Origin of the sequence: Paraburkholderia dioscoreae (assembly GCF_902459535.1) — a bacterium.
Classification (GTDB): domain Bacteria; phylum Pseudomonadota; class Gammaproteobacteria; order Burkholderiales; family Burkholderiaceae; genus Paraburkholderia; species Paraburkholderia dioscoreae.
The window spans coordinates 4,267,934-4,287,053 of sequence record NZ_LR699553.1; the positions used below are offsets into that span (position 1 = coordinate 4,267,934).

At 63.6% G+C, this 19,120-nt stretch carries 18 protein-coding genes and 1 pseudogene; 14 read left to right on the forward strand and 5 right to left on the reverse strand.

Annotated features, from left to right (window positions below; translation table 11 throughout):
- Window positions 1-20 precede the first annotated feature (20 nt).
- The 3 genes from PDMSB3_RS19345 to fliE all read right to left on the reverse strand — a co-directional run bounded on the left by PDMSB3_RS19345 (window position 21) and on the right by fliE (window position 1,331).
- Window positions 21-347: a flagellar protein FliT gene (locus PDMSB3_RS19345; protein ID WP_007179924.1), complete on the reverse strand. Its 327-nt coding sequence runs from the start codon at window positions 345-347 to the stop codon at window positions 21-23.
- Window positions 344-778 carry a flagellar export chaperone FliS gene (gene fliS / locus PDMSB3_RS19350; protein WP_007179925.1) on the reverse strand — a complete coding sequence of 145 codons (435 nt, stop codon included), beginning with the start codon at window positions 776-778 and terminating at the stop codon, window positions 344-346. The genes PDMSB3_RS19345 and fliS overlap by 4 nt, the downstream gene beginning before the upstream one ends.
- Window positions 779-995: 217 nt before the next feature.
- Window positions 996-1,331: a flagellar hook-basal body complex protein FliE gene (gene fliE, locus PDMSB3_RS19355; protein WP_007179926.1), complete on the reverse strand. Its 336-nt coding sequence runs from the start codon at window positions 1,329-1,331 to the stop codon at window positions 996-998.
- 236 nt (window positions 1,332-1,567) lie between these two features.
- Here fliE and fliF point away from each other — a divergent pair.
- From fliF to PDMSB3_RS19425, 14 genes and pseudogenes are all read left to right on the forward strand, one after another.
- Window positions 1,568-3,370 (forward strand): annotated as a pseudogene (gene fliF, locus PDMSB3_RS19360) (flagellar basal-body MS-ring/collar protein FliF).
- Entirely contained in the window at window positions 3,360-4,355 is a 996-nt protein-coding gene (gene fliG / locus PDMSB3_RS19365) for a flagellar motor switch protein FliG (RefSeq protein ID WP_007179928.1), read from the forward strand. The pseudogene fliF and the gene fliG overlap by 11 nt, the downstream one beginning before the upstream one ends.
- Window positions 4,342-5,025 carry a flagellar assembly protein FliH gene (fliH, locus tag PDMSB3_RS19370; RefSeq protein ID WP_197740239.1) on the forward strand — a complete coding sequence of 228 codons (684 nt, stop codon included), beginning with the start codon at window positions 4,342-4,344 and terminating at the stop codon, window positions 5,023-5,025. Before fliG ends, fliH begins: the two co-directional genes overlap by 14 nt.
- Window positions 5,019-6,677: a flagellar protein export ATPase FliI gene (gene fliI, locus PDMSB3_RS19375; protein ID WP_165187194.1), complete on the forward strand. Its 1,659-nt coding sequence runs from the start codon at window positions 5,019-5,021 to the stop codon at window positions 6,675-6,677. Before fliH ends, fliI begins: the two co-directional genes overlap by 7 nt.
- A 2-nt stretch (window positions 6,678-6,679) precedes the next feature.
- A complete protein-coding gene (fliJ, locus tag PDMSB3_RS19380) occupies window positions 6,680-7,129 on the forward strand; it encodes a flagellar export protein FliJ (protein ID WP_007179931.1) in 450 nt (149 codons plus the stop codon).
- A 79-nt stretch (window positions 7,130-7,208) separates the two neighbouring features.
- Entirely contained in the window at window positions 7,209-8,669 is a 1,461-nt protein-coding gene (locus PDMSB3_RS19385; protein ID WP_165187196.1) for a flagellar hook-length control protein FliK, read from the forward strand.
- Window positions 8,670-9,162: 493 nt separating this feature from the next.
- A complete protein-coding gene (gene fliL, locus PDMSB3_RS19390; RefSeq protein WP_007179933.1) occupies window positions 9,163-9,669 on the forward strand; it encodes a flagellar basal body-associated protein FliL in 507 nt (168 codons plus the stop codon).
- A gap of 65 nt (window positions 9,670-9,734) precedes the next feature.
- Window positions 9,735-10,733, forward strand: a complete 999-nt coding sequence (fliM, locus tag PDMSB3_RS19395; protein WP_007179934.1) for a flagellar motor switch protein FliM — start codon at window positions 9,735-9,737, stop codon at window positions 10,731-10,733.
- Window positions 10,726-11,190 (forward strand): flagellar motor switch protein FliN, encoded by a 465-nt coding sequence (gene fliN, locus PDMSB3_RS19400; RefSeq protein WP_007179935.1) that lies wholly within the window; start codon window positions 10,726-10,728, stop codon window positions 11,188-11,190. The genes fliM and fliN overlap by 8 nt, the downstream gene beginning before the upstream one ends.
- Window positions 11,187-11,798 (forward strand): flagellar biosynthetic protein FliO, encoded by a 612-nt coding sequence (fliO, locus tag PDMSB3_RS19405; protein WP_007179936.1) that lies wholly within the window; start codon window positions 11,187-11,189, stop codon window positions 11,796-11,798. The genes fliN and fliO overlap by 4 nt, the downstream gene beginning before the upstream one ends.
- 44 nt (window positions 11,799-11,842) lie before the next feature.
- The gene (gene fliP, locus PDMSB3_RS19410; RefSeq protein ID WP_157187866.1) at window positions 11,843-12,637 is read left to right on the forward strand and encodes a flagellar type III secretion system pore protein FliP; all 795 of its coding nucleotides are present in this window, start codon (window positions 11,843-11,845) and stop codon (window positions 12,635-12,637) included.
- Between the two features lie 63 nt (window positions 12,638-12,700).
- Window positions 12,701-12,970, forward strand: a complete 270-nt coding sequence (gene fliQ / locus PDMSB3_RS19415; RefSeq protein WP_007179938.1) for a flagellar biosynthesis protein FliQ — start codon at window positions 12,701-12,703, stop codon at window positions 12,968-12,970.
- Between the two features lie 34 nt (window positions 12,971-13,004).
- On the forward strand, window positions 13,005-13,787 hold the full coding sequence (fliR, locus tag PDMSB3_RS19420) for a flagellar biosynthetic protein FliR (RefSeq protein WP_007179939.1): 783 nt from the start codon (window positions 13,005-13,007) through the stop codon (window positions 13,785-13,787).
- Window positions 13,788-14,669: 882 nt separating this feature from the next.
- Window positions 14,670-15,290, forward strand: coding sequence for a type VI secretion system amidase effector protein Tae4 (locus PDMSB3_RS19425; RefSeq protein WP_007179942.1), 621 nt, complete (start codon window positions 14,670-14,672; stop codon window positions 15,288-15,290).
- A 443-nt stretch (window positions 15,291-15,733) separates the two neighbouring features.
- Here PDMSB3_RS19425 and flgL read toward each other — a convergent pair whose 3' ends face one another.
- Window positions 15,734-16,957: a flagellar hook-associated protein FlgL gene (flgL, locus tag PDMSB3_RS19430; protein ID WP_165187198.1), complete on the reverse strand. Its 1,224-nt coding sequence runs from the start codon at window positions 16,955-16,957 to the stop codon at window positions 15,734-15,736.
- Between the two features lie 10 nt (window positions 16,958-16,967).
- The gene (gene flgK, locus PDMSB3_RS19435) at window positions 16,968-18,941 is read right to left on the reverse strand and encodes a flagellar hook-associated protein FlgK (RefSeq protein WP_007179944.1); all 1,974 of its coding nucleotides are present in this window, start codon (window positions 18,939-18,941) and stop codon (window positions 16,968-16,970) included.
- Between the last annotated feature and the right edge of the window lie 179 nt (window positions 18,942-19,120).

Consider the following 19,120-nt stretch of genomic DNA (forward strand, 5'->3'; position numbering starts at 1 on the left):
GGCGGCGCAAGCGGCAAAACTCAGCGCGCCCCGTACAGTTCCTTGAGCACGTGAGTCGGCCGTCCGGCGAACAGCGCCGACAGACCGGCCATGCGCGGATTCGCCAGATCGCGGATCGCAGCGTCGTCGGCGAGGATCTGGCGGATCAGCGCGTATTTGCGCAGACGCTCCGCCTCGTCGAGCTTCACGCCGGTTTCGGCGTCTCGCAACGCCTCCACCAGATGTCGGTACTCCTCTTGCAGGTGGACGAGATCGTTCCACAGTGCGCGCCGGGCAGCCGTCAGCATGCGGCAGGAAATCGCTGCAATCGCCTCATAACGGGCGAAGTATTCTGCGTTCGATGTCATCTCATGCTTTCCGCGGCCGGCTGAGCTGCCATCCGCGCGATCTCCGGGGCAATCCCGATCCATGCTTCCTCGAGTGTCGCCAGAAGGCCATCCACCTCGACGAGCATCGCCTCGCTCTGTTTTATATTGGCTTCGAGCAGCCGGCGCGACATATAGCTATATAGCGCATTCAACCGCTCTGCAATCTCGCCGCCCGCCTCAAGGTTGAGCGACTGCTGCAGCCCGCTTTCGACGATCTGGATCGCCTTGCCGATCGCTTCTCCACGAGCCGGCACGTTGCCTTGCTGCAGGTGCATGCGGGCCTGCGCGATGGCCTGCCGGGCGCCCTGATACAACATCACGATCAGACGATGCGGACTCGCGCCCATCACCCCTGTCTCGACGCCGACGCGTGCGTACGCATTGGCTCCAGAGTGTCCTGGGGAAAACATCGGCGCTCCTCCTCTCTTGCACTGCGGTTGGTCGTGGCTCCCCATCCGGGCACGTTGCCGCGCCCCGATTTCTGCCTGTACCTGGTTATCGGATAGGCAGCGCGAAAGCTTTAGGCCGGTGTAAGGAGGATTAAGGGGTCAATTGATGCGGCCCGCGAGGGCCGCACGGCATGCACGCGTTCGGGCGCGCGGGTAAGCCTTGCCGCCCGAGCCGCGTTCACACCGACATCTGCATGATGTCGTTATAGGCGGACACCAGCTTGTTGCGCACCTGCAGGCCGAACTGGAAACCCACGTTGGCCTTCTGCATATCGACCATCACGTCGTTCAGCGACACGTTCGACGCGCCGAGCTCGAACGCTTTCGATTCGCCGATCGCCTTGGTCTGATCGCCGCTGATCTTGTCGAGCGATGCTTTCAGCGCGGAGGCAAAGCCGGTGGGCGTTGCCGCGCTGGACGTATCGGCCACGGCCGTGCTGCCGCCGGCCGCTTGCGCCGCCATCGACTGCATCTGTTGCAGCGCCGACGAGAGCGCGTTCACGGGGAAAGTCATGTTTTCTCCAGGGAATGACGACCGGCATGCCGGAACCGTACCGATCTGGATGAAAGCATAGCAGCGGGCTATACGGGAAAGCCCCGAAACTAGGGGGGAAACCCGGCTCTATTCAAGCAATCGGGTTGGGCCGCGCTGCGGATAATTTCGAGGGTGAAAGTCTCTGTCCGTGCGCCCGCCGACCCTCGGCGCGGTGAGCGGCAGAACGCAAAAGGCATCCCGGAGAAACCCGACGCATGGATTCGTCAGCCAACTCTTTGATCAACCCCGACGCCCGCATGGGCCTCGCCGGCGCGCAGCCTGGCGCCGGTGCGGCCGGCGCCGGCCAGGCCGGCGGCGCGGACCTGGGTGGCCTTTCGGGCAGCCTCGGCGGCAACTTCGGTCAGCGCCTGTCAGGCCTCGCGCAAATGCGCGGCAACCCGCGCGCCCCGTTGATTTTTGCAGTCGCGCTGCTGGTCGCCGTGGTGGTGGGCCTGTTCCTGTGGTCGCGGGCGCCGGACTACAAGGTGCTTTACAGCAATCTGTCGGACCGCGACGGCGGCGCGATCATCACCGCGCTCCAGGCGGCCAACATTCCCTATAAATTCTCCGACGCGGGCGGCGCGATCCTCGTGCCGGCCGAGCAGGTGCATGAAATGCGTCTGCGCCTCGCGTCGCAGGGTCTGCCCAAGAGCGGTTCGGTCGGCTTCGAACTGATGGACAACCAGAAGTTCGGCATCAGCCAGTTCGCCGAGCAGATCAACTATCAGCGTGCACTGGAAGGCGAACTGGAGCGCACGGTGGAATCGATTTCGTCGGTGAAGTCGGCCCGCGTGCATCTGGCGATTCCGAAGCCCTCCGTGTTCGTGCGCGACAAGGAAGCGCCGTCCGCCTCCGTGCTGGTCAACCTCTACCCTGGCCGAGCGCTCGACGAGGGCCAGGTGCTGGCGATTACCCATATGGTGTCCTCGGCAGTGCCGGATATGCCGGTGAAGGGCGTCACCATTCTCGACCAGGACGGCAATCTACTCACGCAGCCGTCCACCGGCAACGGCCTCGACGCCTCGCAACTGAAATACCGCCAGCAGATCGAGCGCAGCACCCAGCAGCGCATCGACGCGATCCTCGCGCCCCTGTTCGGCTCGGGCAACGCGCATTCTCAGGTGAGCGCCGACATCGACTTCTCGCACAGCGAGCAGACCTCGGAAAACTACGGCCCGAACGGCAACCCGCAACAGGCGGCGATCCGCAGCCAGCAGTCGAGCAGCGCCACCGAAATGTCGCAAGGCGCCGCCTCGGGCGTGCCGGGCGCGCTGTCGAACCAGCCGCCGCAGCCAGCCTCCGCGCCGATCAACGCGCCGACCGGCGCGAGCGGCGTGACGACCACGCCGGTCAGCGACCGCAAGGATTCGACCACCAACTACGAACTCGACAAGACCGTGCGGCACCTCGAACGGCCGATGGGCGGCATCAAGCGTCTGTCGGTGGCGGTGGTGGTGAATTACCTGCGGGTGGTCGACGCCAAGGGCCACGCCACGATGCAGCCGGTCACCGCCGACAAGCTCGCGCAGGTCAATCAGCTGGTCAAGGATGCGATGGGCTTCGACCAGGCGCGCGGCGACTCGGTCAACGTGGTCAATAGCGCGTTCAGCACCGACCTCGACCCGAACGCCGACCTGCCGTAGTGGCGCACGCCGGACATGATCGCGCTCGCCAAGCAGATCGCTACTTACCTCGGCATCGGCGCGGTCGCCCTGTTCCTCTATTTCGTGATGGTGAAGCCGGCGTTGCGCCGCGCCTTCCCGCCGCCGGAGCCGCCCGTCGCCGGGGCGCTGCCGTCGCCGGACGAGCCGATCCTGCTGGATGGCATTCCCGCCGCCGAGCGCGTGGGTGCGGGCGGAAGTTCGGTCGCTGAACTGGAATCCGACAGCGAACTGCTCGCGCTCGAAAACTCCAAGCACAAATATGAGCGGAACCTGGAATTCGCGCGCAACATCGCGCGCCAGGATCCGAAGATCGTCGCAACCGTCGTGAAAAATTGGGTGTCCGATGAGCGCTGAAGGCGTAATGAAGAGCGCGCTCCTGCTGATGTCGATCGGCGAGGAAGAAGCCGCGCAGGTGTTCAAGTTCCTCGGGCCGCGCGAAGTCCAGAAGATCGGCGTCGCGATGGCCGCATTGAAGAGCGTGACCCGCGAGCAGGTCGACGAAGTCCTGCAGGAATTCGTGCGCGAGGCCGAGCAGCACACCGGCATGTCGCTCGATTCGAACGAGTACATCCGTTCGGTGCTGACCAAGGCGCTCGGCGACGACAAGGCCGGCGCGATCATCGACCGGATTCTGCAGGGCAGCGATACCAGCGGTATCGAGGGCCTGAAGTGGATGGATTCCGCGGCGGTCGCCGAACTCATCAAGAACGAGCATCCGCAGATCATTGCCACCATCCTCGTTCACCTGGACCGCGATCAGGCTTCGGAAATCGTCGCCTGCTTCACGGAGCGGCTGCGCAACGACGTGCTGCTGCGCATCGCCACGCTCGACGGCATCCAGCCGGCCGCGCTGCGCGAACTCGACGACGTGCTGACGGGTCTGCTGTCCGGCAGCGACAACCTCAAGCGCAGCCCGATGGGCGGTATCCGCACGGCGGCTGAAATTCTCAACTTCATGTCCAGCAATCATGAGGAAGGCGTTATCGAGAACGTTCGCCAGTACGACGCGGAACTTGCGCAGAAGATCATTGATCAGATGTTTGTGTTCGAGAACCTGCTCGATCTGGAGGACCGCGCGATCCAGCTGTTGCTGAAGGAAGTCGAGTCCGAGGCGCTGATCATCTCGCTGAAGGGCGCGCCGCCCGCGCTGCGCCAGAAGTTCCTGTCGAACATGTCGCAGCGTGCTGCCGAACTGCTCGCCGAAGATCTGGACGCGCGCGGTCCGGTGCGCGTCTCCGAAGTCGAGACGCAGCAGCGCCGCATCCTGCAGATCGTGCGCAACCTGGCCGAAGGCGGCCAGATCGTTCTAGGCGGCAAGGCCGAAGATGCCTATGTCTGATTCGAACTCCACGGCGAAGGAAAGCCTCTCGGCCTACCAGTGCTGGGAGATGGCCTCGTTCGATCCGGCGCCGCCGGCACCGCCCGAACCCGAAGTCGACGACGGCGCATTCGAAGCCGAACTCGAACGTCTGCGCGAGGCTGCGCATGCACAGGGCATCGCCTCCGGCCACGTGGCCGGTCAGGCGCTCGGCTACCAGGCCGGCTACGAGCAAGGTCACGCGCAGGGTTTCGAGCAAGGCCAGAGCGAAGCGCGCGAAGAAGCGGGGCGGCTCGCCGCCTTGGCCGAAACCTTCAAGGCGGCGCTCGACGGCGCCCAGGGCGCGATCTCCGAAACGCTGGTCGCACTGGCGCTCGACATCGCGCAACAGGTGGTGCGTCAGCACGTGCAGCACGACCCGACAGCGCTGATCGCGGCCGCGCGCGAGGTGCTGGCGAGCGAACCTACGCTGGTCGGCGCGCCAGCCCTGATCGTGAGTCCCGCCGATCTGCCGGTCGTCGAAGCCTATCTGATGGAAGAACTGCAAACGCGCGGCTGGACCGTGCGTACCGATCCGGCGGTGGAGCGCGGCGGTTGCCGCGCGCAGGCCGGCACCGGCGAAGTGGACGCCGGCATCGACACGCGCTGGGAGCGCGTGGCTGCCGCACTCGGCAAGGTAAGCACATGGTGAAGCCGACGCTCGAAGAAATTCGCGCCAGCGATCTGACGCCGCTCGAACGCGAGCTGGCGCTGGCGTCGTTCGGCGCCGAAGCGCTGGCCGACGCTCCGGATGCGGTAATGCCCGCTGCAGCGGCCGTCGCGACCATCGACGCCGCGCTGCGCGATCCGGCACATGCCCATCCGGCGACGGGCGCCGCCGCGATCCGCGACGCCGCCGCTTCGAGCCCGGCTTCCGCCGCCCCCGCCCACGCCATCCGTGCTCCTTACGACCCTGCGCTCGACAGCAACCCGTACATGCAAGCCTGGCGCGGCCGGCTCGACGCATTGCGTGCCCGCAACGCGATCGCCAAGCCGATGCGCGCCTGCGGGCGTCTCACACGCGCCGCCGGTCTGGTGCTCGAAGCGGTCGGCTTGCGCCTCTCGGTGGGCGCCGAAGTGATGATCGAACTGCCGCAAGGCAGTTCGCTGCCGATGGCCGAGGCCGAAGTAGTCGGCTTCTCCGGCGACAAACTGTTTCTGATGCCGACCACCGAAGTGATCGGCCTCCTGCCCGGCGCACGCGTGTTTCCGCTCGAAAGCGCGCCGATCGCCGATCCGATGGCGGGTGCCAAGCGCCTGCCGGTCGGCTGGGAATTGCTTGGCCGCGTGCTGGATGCATCCGGCCGTCCGCTCGACGGACTCGGTCCTCTCGGCGCGCATGCCGACGCGCCGCTGTCCGCACCGGTCATCAATCCGCTGAACCGCGAACCGATTCACAAGGTGCTCGACGTCGGCGTGCGCGCGATCAACGCGTTGTTGACCGTCGGCCGCGGCCAGCGCATGGGCCTGTTCGCCGGTTCGGGCGTGGGTAAATCGGTGCTGCTCGGCACGATGGCGCGCTACACCAGCGCCGAAGTGATCGTGATCGGTCTGATCGGCGAACGCGGTCGCGAAGTGAAGGAGTTCATCGAGCAGATTCTCGGCGAGGAAGGTCTGGCGCGCTCCGTGGTGATCGCAGCGCCCGCCGACGTCTCGCCGCTTCTGCGGATGCAGGCCGCGTCCTATTCGACGTCGCTTGCCGAATATTTCCGCGACCAGGGCAAGCATGTGCTGCTGCTGATGGATTCGCTGACCCGTTACGCGATGGCGCAGCGCGAGATCGCGCTGGCCGTGGGCGAGCCGCCTGCCACCAAGGGCTATCCGCCTTCGGTGTTCGCCAAGCTGCCGGCGCTCGTCGAGCGGACCGGCAACGGCCCGGCAGGCGGCGGTTCGATCACCGCGTTCTACACCGTGCTGACCGAGGGCGACGACCAGCAGGATCCGATCGCCGACTCCGCTCGGGCGATTCTGGACGGCCACATCGTGCTGTCGCGCTCGCTGGCCGAGGCCGGCCACTATCCGGCCATCGACATTGAAGCGTCGATTAGCCGGGCAATGACCGCGCTGATCGACGATAACCATCTCGAGAAGACGCGTATGTTCAAGCAGATGCTGTCGCGCTATCAGCGTAACCGCGATCTGATCAACGTCGGTGCGTATTCGAGCGGGCGCGACGCGCTGCTCGACCGTGCCATCGCGCTGTATCCGCGGATGGAAGCATTTTTGCAGCAAGGCTTTCGCGAGTGCGCGAACTTTGAACCGAGTCTCGAAATGCTGGACGCGCTGTTTGCCCAAGGAGGCTGACGATGGCGAAACACTTCCCGATCAAGACGCTCATCGGCCTGGCTCAGGACGATGTGGACGCCGCGGCGCAACGTCTGGGCCGCGCGCAGCGCGAGCGCAACGACGTGCAATCGCAACTCGACGCCCTCGTGCAGTATCGCGACGAATATCACGCGCGCTTCACGGCATCCGCCCAGACGGGCATGCCCGCTGGCAACATGCGCAACTTCCAGGCATTCATCGACACGCTCGACGCCGCCATCGAACAGCAGCGCAACCTGCTGGCGACGGCCACCGCGCGTGTCGAGGCCGCGAAACCGGACTGGCAGCGTCAGAAGCAGAAGCTCGGCTCCTATGAAGTGCTGCAGGCGCGCGGCGAAGCCGCCGAAGCCGTGACCACGGCGCGGCGCGATCAGCGCGACGCCGACGAACACGCGGCCCGGATTCTGAGAATGCGCACCGAAGGCGCATGAATTGCACGAGGCGCATGACGCGCATGAGCGCCGCCCCGATTGACTGAACACCCCGTTTGACGGATTGACAGGATTCCCTATGTCGCTTCTCTCACAGATCGGCTCGTTGCTCGGCTCCGCTGGCAGCACGTCCACTAGCGCCGCTATGGCTGCGGCGGCGAACGCCAAACCGTTCTCGCAAACGCTGCAGCAAAGCATCGACCAGCAGAACAGCGCGGCTGCGCAGAGCGCGAGCCAGCAGCAGCCGTCGCCGTCTTCGTCGAGCGTGCACGACGCACCGCCGCCGCCCGATCCCGCCACGAAAAGCGCGGACGACGCGAACAGCAGCAAGGACACCAGCAAGCCGGCGAGTTCGGCGGCGTCCACGCCTGCGCAGGGCAACACACAGGCTTCGACCGACAAGACCAGCACCACGCCGCCGAAGACCGGCAACTCGGCAAACCAGACCGATGCCGGCACCGCGGCAGCGGCCGCTGCTGCCCAGGCACAGGCACAAGCTCAGGCCGACGCGAACGACGCCACCACGCCGGCCACCGACCCTGCCACGGCCTTGACCGACGCCGCGACCGCGTTGCCCGGCACGAGCACGGACGCCGCGACCGGCGGCGTCTCGGGCAAAAAGACCGCTGCCACCGATCCGAAGTCATTGCAGGACGCATTGCAGGCAGCGTTGGCCGCGCTGGCGAACAGCCAGGGCGCCGTCCCGGCACAAGCGATGGCGAGCGGCGCGGCAGCCAGCGCCGCGACTTCGGCAAACGGCCTGACCGGCACCCATGCGGAGCTGAACGGAACCTCGGACGGCAAGACGCTTGCGGGCGGACTATTCGGCGACGGCAAGGGATCGACCGCATCGAGGAGCACTCTGACGGCTGCCGCGACGACCTTAGCCGACCCATCCGCCGCGGCAAAAGCGGCGGCGGATGCAATGACGGCAACGGCTGCCGGCGGCGTGTCGGCAGACGATCTGGCGTCCTTCAAGAGCGCTACCGACGCGGCGACGGCGGCACTGGCTGCCGCACAAGCCGCGGCCGGCGCCGCGAGCACGACGGCCGCCATGCAGACCACTGGCAATGCCGGCGCGGCGGAGGCGGCGAACGCCTTGTCACCGCAGGTCGGCACGACCGACTGGGAGGACGCATTGAGCCAGAAGGTGGTGTTCCTCTCGAACGCGCATTCGCAGAGTGCCGAGTTGACCTTGAACCCGAAGGATCTGGGACCGTTACAGGTTGTGTTGCAGGTTGCCGATAACCATGCACATGCGCTGTTTGTTTCGCAGCATCAATCCGTGCGCGAAGCCGTCGAAGCGGCGTTACCGAAGTTGCGCGAAGCAATGGAATCGAACGGCATTGGACTGGGGAGCGCGAGCGTCAGCGACGGCTTTGCGCGCCAGGGCAGCCAACAGCAGAACGCCGACTCCGGCCGATCTGGGGGTCGTTCGAGCGGCGCGAGCGGATCGTTTGGCGGCGGCACAGACCCGATCGACACGACGGTGAGCGTCCCGACACGACGCACGATAGGCCTGGTCGACACATTCGCGTGACGGGAAGTAACGCGCACCAACATTCCCTGGACCCCGAAGGCATGACCGGCACACGATTCCGGTGATTTGTGAATGGCGGCCTCCAACGGGCGCCAATTTGCATCTGGCGGTGGAGAAAGTACCGCGACGGCGCGCGGAGCGCCGCCGGATGTATGACGGCCTTGTCACCGTGGCCGAATGTGCGAGAACCCGGATTCCAGATGGTCCACTACCGGGTCTGTGCGAGGGCTCCGCTTAAGTGCTGGCGGTGTGAAGCGGCTTTCTTTGCCTACTTTCTTTGCCGCGGCAAAGAAAGTAGGTGCCGCCCCGCACAGGGGCAACGCAAATAGACCACCGCGACCTCAAGGAAAGGCCAAAGGCCAAACCCAAAACCGCACCCCCGCACCAAAAACAAGAGATAGCCCGCAATAACCCTTCTTTTCGACCCATCGCGCCGCAGGCAAATAAACAACAATCACCCTCACCAGCACTAAAGGCAAGCAAAGCAAACCTCATGGCAACCACGACCGCAAACCAGCAAGCCGCGCCCGCTTCCCCGGGCCCCTTGAAGCGCATCATCCTGATCGTGCTCATCGCGATCATTGCCGCGGGCGCAGCCGGCGCGGGGGTGTGGTTCTTCATGTCCAAGCGCGCCCCCGCAGCCGGGTCGGCGGAAACCGCCAGCGCGCCGGCGCCGCTCGCCGCGCCGCTGTTCTTCCCGCTCGAATCGATGACCGTCAACCTGCAATCGGACGACGGCCAGCCGCACTTCCTGCGCATCGGCCTGACGCTCAAACTCACCGACGCGAAGACCCAGCAGGAACTCACCGAACACATGCCCGAAGTGCGCAGCCGCATCCTGCTCGCATTGTCGAACAAGCACCCTGAAGAACTCGCGCCGCTCGAAGGCAAGCGCGCGCTCGCCACGGAACTTCAGACGCTGATCGAACAGCCGACCGACAAGGGTGCCGCGCCGATCCATGTCCAGGACGTGCTGTTCACCGAATTCGTCGTGCAGTGACGCCGGTCGTGACGTTAATCAGCGCTGCCATCATCAACCGCCACGGGATGCACGAGGAATAAGGAATGGGCCACGAAGAGTTCATGTCCCAGGAGGAGGTCGATGCCCTCCTCAAGGGCGTAACCGGCGAAACCGACTCGGAAGCCGAGCAAAGCGACCGTGCGGGCGTACGGCCCTACAACATCGCGACGCAGGAACGCATTGTCCGCGGCCGGATGCCCGGCCTCGAAATTATCAACGACCGTTTCGCGCGTCTGTTGCGCGTCGGTATCTTCAACTTCATGCGGCGCTCGGCGGAAATCTCCGTCGGTCCGGTGAAGGTGCAGAAGTACAGCGAATTCACCCGCAACCTGCCGATCCCGACCAATCTGAACCTGGTCCACGTGAAGCCGTTACGCGGCACGTCGCTGTTCGTGTTCGATCCGAACCTGGTGTTCTTCGTGGTCGACAACCTGTTCGGCGGCGACGGGCGTTTCCATACTCGCGTCGAAGGGCGCGACTTCACGCAGACCGAGCAGCGCATCATCAACAAGCTGCTCAACCTGGTGTTCGACAACTACACGGCGTCGTGGAAAAGCGTACGTCCGTTGCAGTTCGAATACGTGCGCTCTGAAATGCACACGCAGTTCGCCAACGTGGCGACGCCGAACGAAATCGTCATCGTCACGCAGTTCTCGATCGAGTTCGGCACGACCGGCGGCACGCTGCACATCTGCATGCCGTACTCGATGATCGAGCCGATCCGCGACATTCTCTCGTCGCCGATCCAGGGCGAGGCGCTCGAAGTCGACCGCCGCTGGGTCCGCGTGCTGTCGCAGCAGGTGCAGGCAGCGGAAGTGGAGCTGACCGCCGACCTCGCGAAGGTGCCGGTCACGTTCGAACAGATCCTGAACATGCGCAAAGGCGATGTTTTGCCGATCAACATTCCCGAACACATCACGGCGAAAGTCGATGGCGTGCCGGTAATGGAGTGCGGCTACGGAATTTTCAATGGTCAGTACGCGTTGCGGGTCCAGAAGATGATCAGCGCAGCCGACACGATGAAGGAAGGTGGATATGAGTGACCTGAACGCAAAACCCGAGGCTGAACTGGCCGCCGGCGAGCCGCAACTGGCCGCCGACGCCGCCGCTGCCGAAGACGACGCGGCCATGGCGGACTGGGCCAGCGCGCTGGCCGAGCAGAACGACAATACGGAAGTCAGCGCGACCACGGCCGGCGTGTTCCAGCCGCTGTCGAAAGTCGAGCCGACCTCGACGCGCAACGACATCGACATGATCCTGGACATTCCAGTTCAGATGACCGTCGAACTCGGCCGCACCAAGATCGCGATCCGCAACCTGCTGCAACTCGCCCAGGGTTCGGTGGTGGAACTGGACGGCATGGCCGGCGAACCAATGGACGTGCTGGTCAACGGCTGCCTGATCGCGCAGGGCGAGGTGGTGGTGGTGAACGACAAGTTCGGTATCCGCCTGACCGACATCATCACGCCGTCCGAACGTATCCGGAAGCTGAATCGATGAAACGCGTTGCCGGTCGCGCCGCGTCGCGCACTGTCCCGACTTGCGCCGCACTGGCTGCGAACGTCGCGGCGATGGTATCCGCCTCAACGTCGTTGTTCTTGCTGCTCACACCCTCGGCCGCTCACGCGGCGGATATGAACGCGGTCAACAACGCCGCGAAAATCGCCTCGGGCGTCGGTGCGGGTACTGCCGTTCCGGCGCTCGGCGTCGGCGCAGTGTTGCAGACCATTGTCGGCCTGCTGGTCGTGATCGGTCTGGTGTTCGGTTGTGCATGGCTCGCTCGCCGCCTCGGCCTGCAGCCGGCGAATCGCGGCGGCCTTGTGAAAACCATCGGCGGCGCCTCGCTCGGCGGCAAGGAGCGGGTCGCGGTGGTCGAGATCGGCGATACGTGGCTCGTGCTCGGCGCGGCGCCCGGCAATGTCCGCCTGCTTCACACCATGCCGGCAGGCTCGGCCGCCGTCGATCCGCTCAGCGCCACGCAGCCCGGCACAGCCGGTGCGTCAGGCGCAAGCGCTGCTCTGCCGGGCACCTTCGGCCAGCGTTTTCGCGATGCCTTGAAGGGCGAAGTCGGTAAACGTTTCAACGGGCAAGGCGGCGGGGTTCGGTAATGCAGTTCAGTCTTCCATCGGCGCGTCACGCGCAATCCGCCCGTATGTTCAGCACCGTCCCGACGAAAGTGATCTCCATGCTCGGCCGCGCGCTGCGCCGTGTCGCGCCGGTCGCGCTGCCGGCGCTGCTGCTCGCGCTGCCGACGCTGTCGTTCGCCCAGGCAGCCGGCTTGCCGGCCTTCAACACGAGCCCCGGCCCGAACGGCGGCACGACGTACTCGCTGAGTGTGCAGACCATGCTGCTGCTCACGATGCTGTCGTTCCTGCCGGCAATGGTGCTGATGATGACGAGCTTCACGCGCATCATCATCGTGCTCTCGCTGCTGCGCCAGGCGCTCGGCACGACCACGACGCCGCCTAACCAGGTGCTGGTCGGGCTCGCGCTGTTCCTCACGCTGTTCGTCATGTCACCGGTGCTCGACAAGGCCTACACCGACGGCTACAAGCCGTTCTCCGACGGGTCGATCCCGATGGAGACCGCGGTCAATCGCGGTCTCGCGCCGTTCAAGACGTTCATGCTGCGCCAGACCCGCGAAAGCGACCTCGCCCTGTTCGCGCGCATCTCGCACGCCGCGCCCATGCAAGGTCCGGAAGACGTGCCGCTGTCGCTGCTGGTGCCCTCGTTCGTGACTAGCGAACTGAAAACCGGCTTCCAGATCGGCTTTACGATTTTCATCCCGTTCCTCATCATCGATATGGTGGTGGCGAGCGTGCTGATGTCGATGGGTATGATGATGGTGTCGCCCGCGACCATTTCGCTGCCGTTCAAGCTGATGCTGTTCGTGCTGGTCGACGGCTGGCAGTTGCTGCTCGGCTCGCTCGCGCAGAGCTTTGTTTAACCGTGCTTTTTAACGGCGTTTTTAACCACGCCTCGCACCCTTCACGCTTCCGGTCCCAACGCCATGAATCAAGAATCCGTCATGACGCTCGCGCACCAGGCCATGTACGTCGGCCTGCTGCTCGCCGCGCCGCTGCTGCTGGTCGCGCTGGTGGTCGGTCTGGTGGTGAGCCTGTTCCAGGCCGCCACGCAGATCAATGAAAGCACGCTGTCGTTCATCCCGAAGCTGCTGGCGATTGCCGTCACGATGGTGATCGCCGGCCCGTGGATGCTGACGACCATACTCGACTATCTGCGCCAGACGCTCACCAACATTCCGACGCTCGTCAACTGAGCGCGGCGCCGGTCACTTCCCCTTCCCCGCCGCGATGTTTTCCGTCACCTACGCGCAACTGAACGCCTGGCTCACCGCGTTCCTGTGGCCGTTCGTGCGCATTCTCGCGCTGGTCGCCACCGCGCCGGTGCTCGGCAACCGCTCGCTGCCGATCCGCGTGAAGATCGGCCTCGCGGCCTTCGTCACGATCATCGTCGCGCCGACGCTCGGCGCGCTGCCGCAAGTCACGGTGTTTTCCGCCGAAGGCGTGTGGATCATCGTCAACCAGTTCCTGATCGGCATTGCGCTCGGCATGACCATGCAGATCGTGTTTCAGGCGATCAGTGCGACCGGCGACTTTGTCGGCCTCGGCATGGGGCTCGGCTTTGCGACCTTCTTCGATTCGCAGGCAAGCAGTTCTAGCCAGGTGCTGTCGAGCTATATGAACACCATCGCCATGCTGGTGTTTCTGGTGATCGACGGCCATTTGCAGATGATCAGCGCACTGCTCGCCACGTTCCAGTCGGTGCCGGTCTCGGCGAACATTCTCGGCGCGCCCGGCTGGCGTACGCTGGCAAATTTCGGCAGCACCGTGTTTTCAGCGGGACTGCTGCTGTCGCTGCCGGTGGTGGTCGCGCTCCTCATCACCAACCTCGCGCTAGGCATTCTGAATCGCGCCGCGCCGCAGATCGGCGTGTTCCAGATCGGCTTTCCGCTCACCATGCTGATCGGCATGCTGCTTCTGCAACTGATGACCCCGAATATGATTCCGTTCTTCATGCGGCTGTTTGATGTTGGGATTGATCAGATGGGGCGGGTGGCGGCGGGGTTCAGGTAGTGAGGCTTGAATAAGGGCGCTACGTGGCCTTTGAATCGCTACCTTGTAGCGAGTCCGTAATCTTTATGCCCGCCCAGAGCGGGCATTTTTTCGCGCGTAATCCAAACTGAAGTGACTTGCTTTGCGCGCGGTATTGCATCCGCGTCTGCACAGGCAGTATAGGTCGCCGTCTTAGGTCGCGACTTCCATGCTTCCGACAAAAAATGCGACTGTCTGCGGCGGCGCCTCTTTGGCCCACATCAGGCATCGACAAATCGTTACAAAAATATCCGTCTTTTCGGACTTATCGGATACCTGATCTCGTTGGAATTTGCCGAAATGTACTACGGCATAGGTGTGCTCAGCTACGGCACACGATCCCGTACATGTTGGCTCATTCCATAAGGGGGCGTTGAGAATGCCGGGACAGGAAAAGAACGAAACAACGCATCTGTTTGCAACCTTCGGTGAGCCGGGATACAGGCGTACGCGCATCGACGGAGACAAGACCCATGCGTAAGGCGCTCGTGGTGCAAGGCAGCCCGACAACGACAGGCGGCCTCGTCATTGGTGGCTCGGCCACTCAGCAACTATGTGATGGCCAGCCTTAATCCCGGATGTTTTTACTGGATCGACGACATCGCGGTGGCGGCGAGCAGTGTTGCATCCACCATCGACAATTAATGGCTGGCGACAGGCATCTATGACGAACAGGTGCGCGGCATAACGACGTTGGTGAACCTCGAAGGCTATCCGTACTTCGTCGAATCGGCTGACGGCCGGACTGTTTCAGGGCGACTTGATGAAGACGGCCGCATGCCGCGCGTCCGCGCAGATGCAGCCGCCAACTACAGAGTGTATTGGGGGGACGAAGCCCTTGCGAGACAGGAAGGAGTCTGAACAATGCCGAACAAGATGACCGTGGTGAAAACCAATTCGACGCCGAATTCGATCAAGGAAGTGCAACTAAAGGCACTGACCTTTCGGGAGTTGTGGGATAACTATCCATCAGGCGACCCTTACGATAGTCCAGCCTATCGCGACCAATGCGCTATTCGGATGAGTGTGACATTTCACCGTGTCGGCGTCGAAATGAAGTCATTTTCACAGAAATTGGTTAAACCGCTCTCCGGCCAGCCATCCATTGGCCGGATCATGCTTGATGGCAAAGCCACTGCGACGCGAGCCGACGAATTAGGCGAGTGGTTGCAATTGCGTCCGTTTGCGGGACTTCCAAAGGCCGAAGATATAACAGGTGCCGATTGGGAATCAAAGGTCAAGGGCCGCACCGGTATCATTCAATTTTCCCGGTATTGGACGCGCGATGGCGAAAACGTAGGCAACGCAAGCGGTGGGCACATTGATCTTTGGAACGGTTCACGACTGACGATCAGCGGCTTTTTTGACGGCGTAGCGACTATTGTGGGCATCCAGTCATTTCGGCAGGGGGCAAGCGTGGCTTCGGATCTGAGTTACTCCGATCTGCGTGGCTCAAAATCAATCCTGTTCTGGGAGATCAAGTGAAGCGCTTTGGTGTCTCGCTGGTCGGTTCTTTTGGCGGTCTATTCCTGACATGGGCATGTTTATATGCATTCAGTCACACTCAATGGCCACGTCATTCCAATGGGTCCATAGCCAGGTGCCATGAACTCGGTAAATGCGCTGTCTCGTGGTGGGACACGGCGCTTCTTCTCGCATACTTGTTGGGGCCGGCAATGCTTCTGGGTGTTGTCAATGCAGCAGCATGGAAGCGCTGGTCTGCCTTGAAATGGGCCGGTTGGTTTTCTGGGATATCGATCTTGACGGTCGCGTTATATGCGACTGATTACATCTCAGCGGGCTTTTAGTTTTTTCGTCGGTTGGGCCAGCACCAGCATCCGCTGCACAATGCAGCGCACGCAAAAACAAGAAGGGCGGACCCGGCTCACACCGGCTCCGCCCTTCTCCGTTTCAGACTACTCGTGCTATCAGTTCAGGTACTGGAACAGCGAGATATTCTGAATCTTCGCGAACGCCTGCTGCGCCGCTTGCAATGCAGCCTGCGTCATCGTGTACTTGCCGATCGTCTTGACCATGTCGGTCTGCGTCAGATCCGCCAAATTGCTCGAGGTCTGCAGCGTGTTGGTTTGCGTGACCGTCTGCAATGCCTGCACTTCCTGCTCGCGGCCACCCACCGCCGCTTGCGCCGTCACGACGTTGTTCATCGTGTTCTCGAGCTGGGCCATGCTGGTGGTCAGCGCGCTCTGGAAGCTGGCCGTCGAGGCGCCGCCCGACACCGGCGTTTGCAGCGTGGTGATCAACTGGCTCAGATTGGCGAACACGTCCATGCTGCCTTGCGTGGCCGGCGTCACCGTGAAGCTGTCGCCGGCGTTCGGCGCACCGGTGATCGTCACCGACTGGCCGCCGAGCGTGATGGCCGAACCGGCGGTGAATGCCTGCGGCGCACTCGTGGTCACCGCGCCGGTAGCCGGATCGGTCTGGCTCACGGTGTAGGTGGTCGCCGACGAAAAATTGATCGAATATTTGTCCGCGTTGGTCGGGTCGGTCGGGTTGTTCAGGCTCACCGAGCTGATCACGCCCGTGCCGGTGTTACCTGTCGTCGCGGCCGGCACCGCACTCGTGCCGATCGGCGCCACGCTGCCGAAGATCGAAATGCCGTTGTCGCCGGTCTGCACGACGTGCGAGTCGGTGATCTGCACGACGGGCGTGCCGGTGTCGCCGGAATAGGTCACGACGCCGGCCGAATTCGTGGTGTACGGCTGCGCGCTGCTTTGATAACCGGCGAACAGGTAGTTGCCCTGCGGATCGGTCGAATTGGCGAGCGTCATCAGCTGGCTGCGCAAGCTTTGCAGCTGCGTCGCGATCGAACCGCGGTCGCCGTCGTTCAGCGAGCCGTCGCCGGCGCGCAGCACCAGCGTATGAATGGTCTGCAGCACGTTGTTGACGCTGCCGAGCGTGGTGTCTTCCTGCTGCAGCGAGGCGAGCGCAGTGCCCTGATTGGTGGTGTATTGCGACAGGGTCGTCGCCGTCGAACTCAGCTGCACCGCCTGTGCCGCGCCGAGCGGATTGTCCGACGGCGTGGAGAGGCTCACGCCGCTCGAAATCTCGGCATACAACTGCGACAGTTGAGCTTGCTGATCGCTCATTGTCGCAACGTTCATGTTGAAATACTGCGTGCTGGAGATGCGCATTGTCAACGCCTCACTGGAAGATGCCGAGTATCGTCTGGAACAGGGTCTGCGCGGTCTGGATGACCTTGCTGTTCGCCTGATACAGCTGCTGATACTGAAGCAGGTTGGCTGCTTCTTCGTTGATGTTCACGCCCGAAACCGACTGCTGCGCGGTGGTGATCTGCGTCACCAGCGAGCTCTGCGCCGTGCTCGAGGTCTGGATCTGGTTGGTCTGGTTGCCGATATTGTTGACGTAGTTCGCATACGCGCCCGTCAGCGTGACCGTGCCGCCCGACATCGCTTTGGCGGTGGACAGGTTCGACAACGCCAGCGCGTTGCGGCCGTCGTTGGTCGCGCCGGTGTTCGGGCCGATGGTGAACTTGTCGCCGGCAGCCGGTGCGTTGCTGATCGTCACCGACACATTGTTCATCTGGCCGGCGGTCGCGTTGTTGATCGTGAGCGTGGCGCCGGTAGCCGACGAATACGGCACCACGGTCGCCGCGCTGGCGATCGTGTACGTGGTGGGAGGCGTACCGGCCACCGTCACCGTCGAACCGGCCGGGAAGCCGGACAGGCCCGTGCCGTCGTACGACAGCGTGGTGGTCGAGTTCGGCATGGTGTAGCCGGCCGTCACCGTGCCCTGCGTAATCGTGGCGGTGCCGGTGTTGCTCGCGGCGGCGGCGGCCAGCACGGGTGCGGCGGCGGCGATCGCCGATGCGTCGGTGGTGGCGGTCGCGAAACTGTTCAGCGCGCCGCGCGTCGGCTCGACGGTGAACGAGTCGCCGGCGTTCATCGTGCCAGTGGTCGAGAAATTCAGGCCGTTGATCGGCTGGCTCAGGTTAGTTGCCGAACCCACCACGGTGCCCGTCGAATTGTCGGTCAGCGTGTAAGTGGTGCCGTTGTAGGCCAGCGTGTAGTCGCCGGTGGTCGGCTGAGTGGGGTCCGCGAACGACACGTTCAGCGACGCATTGCCGGTATTCTGCGTGTTCGCGTAGACCGTTGGGCCGCCCACCGAGAACAGCGCGCCACCTTTGGCGCCGGCAAGCGTGATACCCAACCCGTTTTGCGCGTTGACCTGCGCGGAAAAGCTCACCGCAATCGCGCCGAGTTGCGCCTCGCCCGGATCGAGCGTCTGGCTGCGGAACGCGAGCAGGCCGCCGAGCGTGCCGCCGTCGATCTTGCTGTCGGGCAGGTTCTGCGGCGCCGCCGCCGGGTTCGCGCCGGCCTGGCCGAGATACTGCACGGACAGTTCACTGGTGTCGCCGGTGGAAGGCGCGGTGCCCAGGTTGTAGCTGTTGGCGGACGACACGAGCGGCTGGCCATTGCTCATGAACACACTGTAGCTGCCGTTGCTGTTGACCACGTTCACGCCGATCAACTGCGACAGGTTGGACACGGCGAGATCGCGCTGGTCCAGCAACTGGTTCGGCGGCTGCCCCTGCGTGCTGGCCTGGGCGATCTGTCCGTTCAACTGCGCGATCTGCTGCGAGTAGCTGTTGATCTGCGAAACGGTATTGGTGAGCTGCGTGTTGACGCTCTGGCGCAGCGCGTCGTATTGCTGACCCGCGGCGTTGATCTGGTTCACCAGCGTCTGCGCGCCGCTCATCGCGGTCTGGCGCGTCGCCAGGCTCGACGCATTGTTCGAGACGTTCTGCAAGCCGGTGAAATAGCTGGTGATCGCGCTCGCAATCCCGGCAGTCGGACTGCCGATCAGATTGTTCAGTTGCGAAATCAGCGTGTTGTACGTCGACAGCGAACTGCCCGACGACTGCGCGTTGTTCAGCTCAGTGGTCAGATACTGGCTGTACTGGCGCGTCACGGTCGTGGTCGAGACGCCTTGCGGCAGATAGCCCGAGCCCGTGTACTGGCCACCGCTTTCCGCATACACCGGATTTTCGATGGTGTAGCCTGGCGTCGACGCGTTGCTGATGTTCTGGCCGGTCGTCGTGAGCCCCCACTGGGCTGCATTGAGTCCACTGAGGCCGAGATTGATGAGATTGGACATGCGTCATCCTGAAGGGCGACACCGTACACATGCCGCCGCGTTACCTGAACATTCTGTTTAACGGCCTCAACAGGGAAAAATTGAGGTCATCCCGATGTGTGTTCGACGTTTGTTTCAACGCTTGCGGCTAGCCCGCCTGGCTTGTCACTCATCGCGCGCAGGCTTGCGGACGGTGTGAA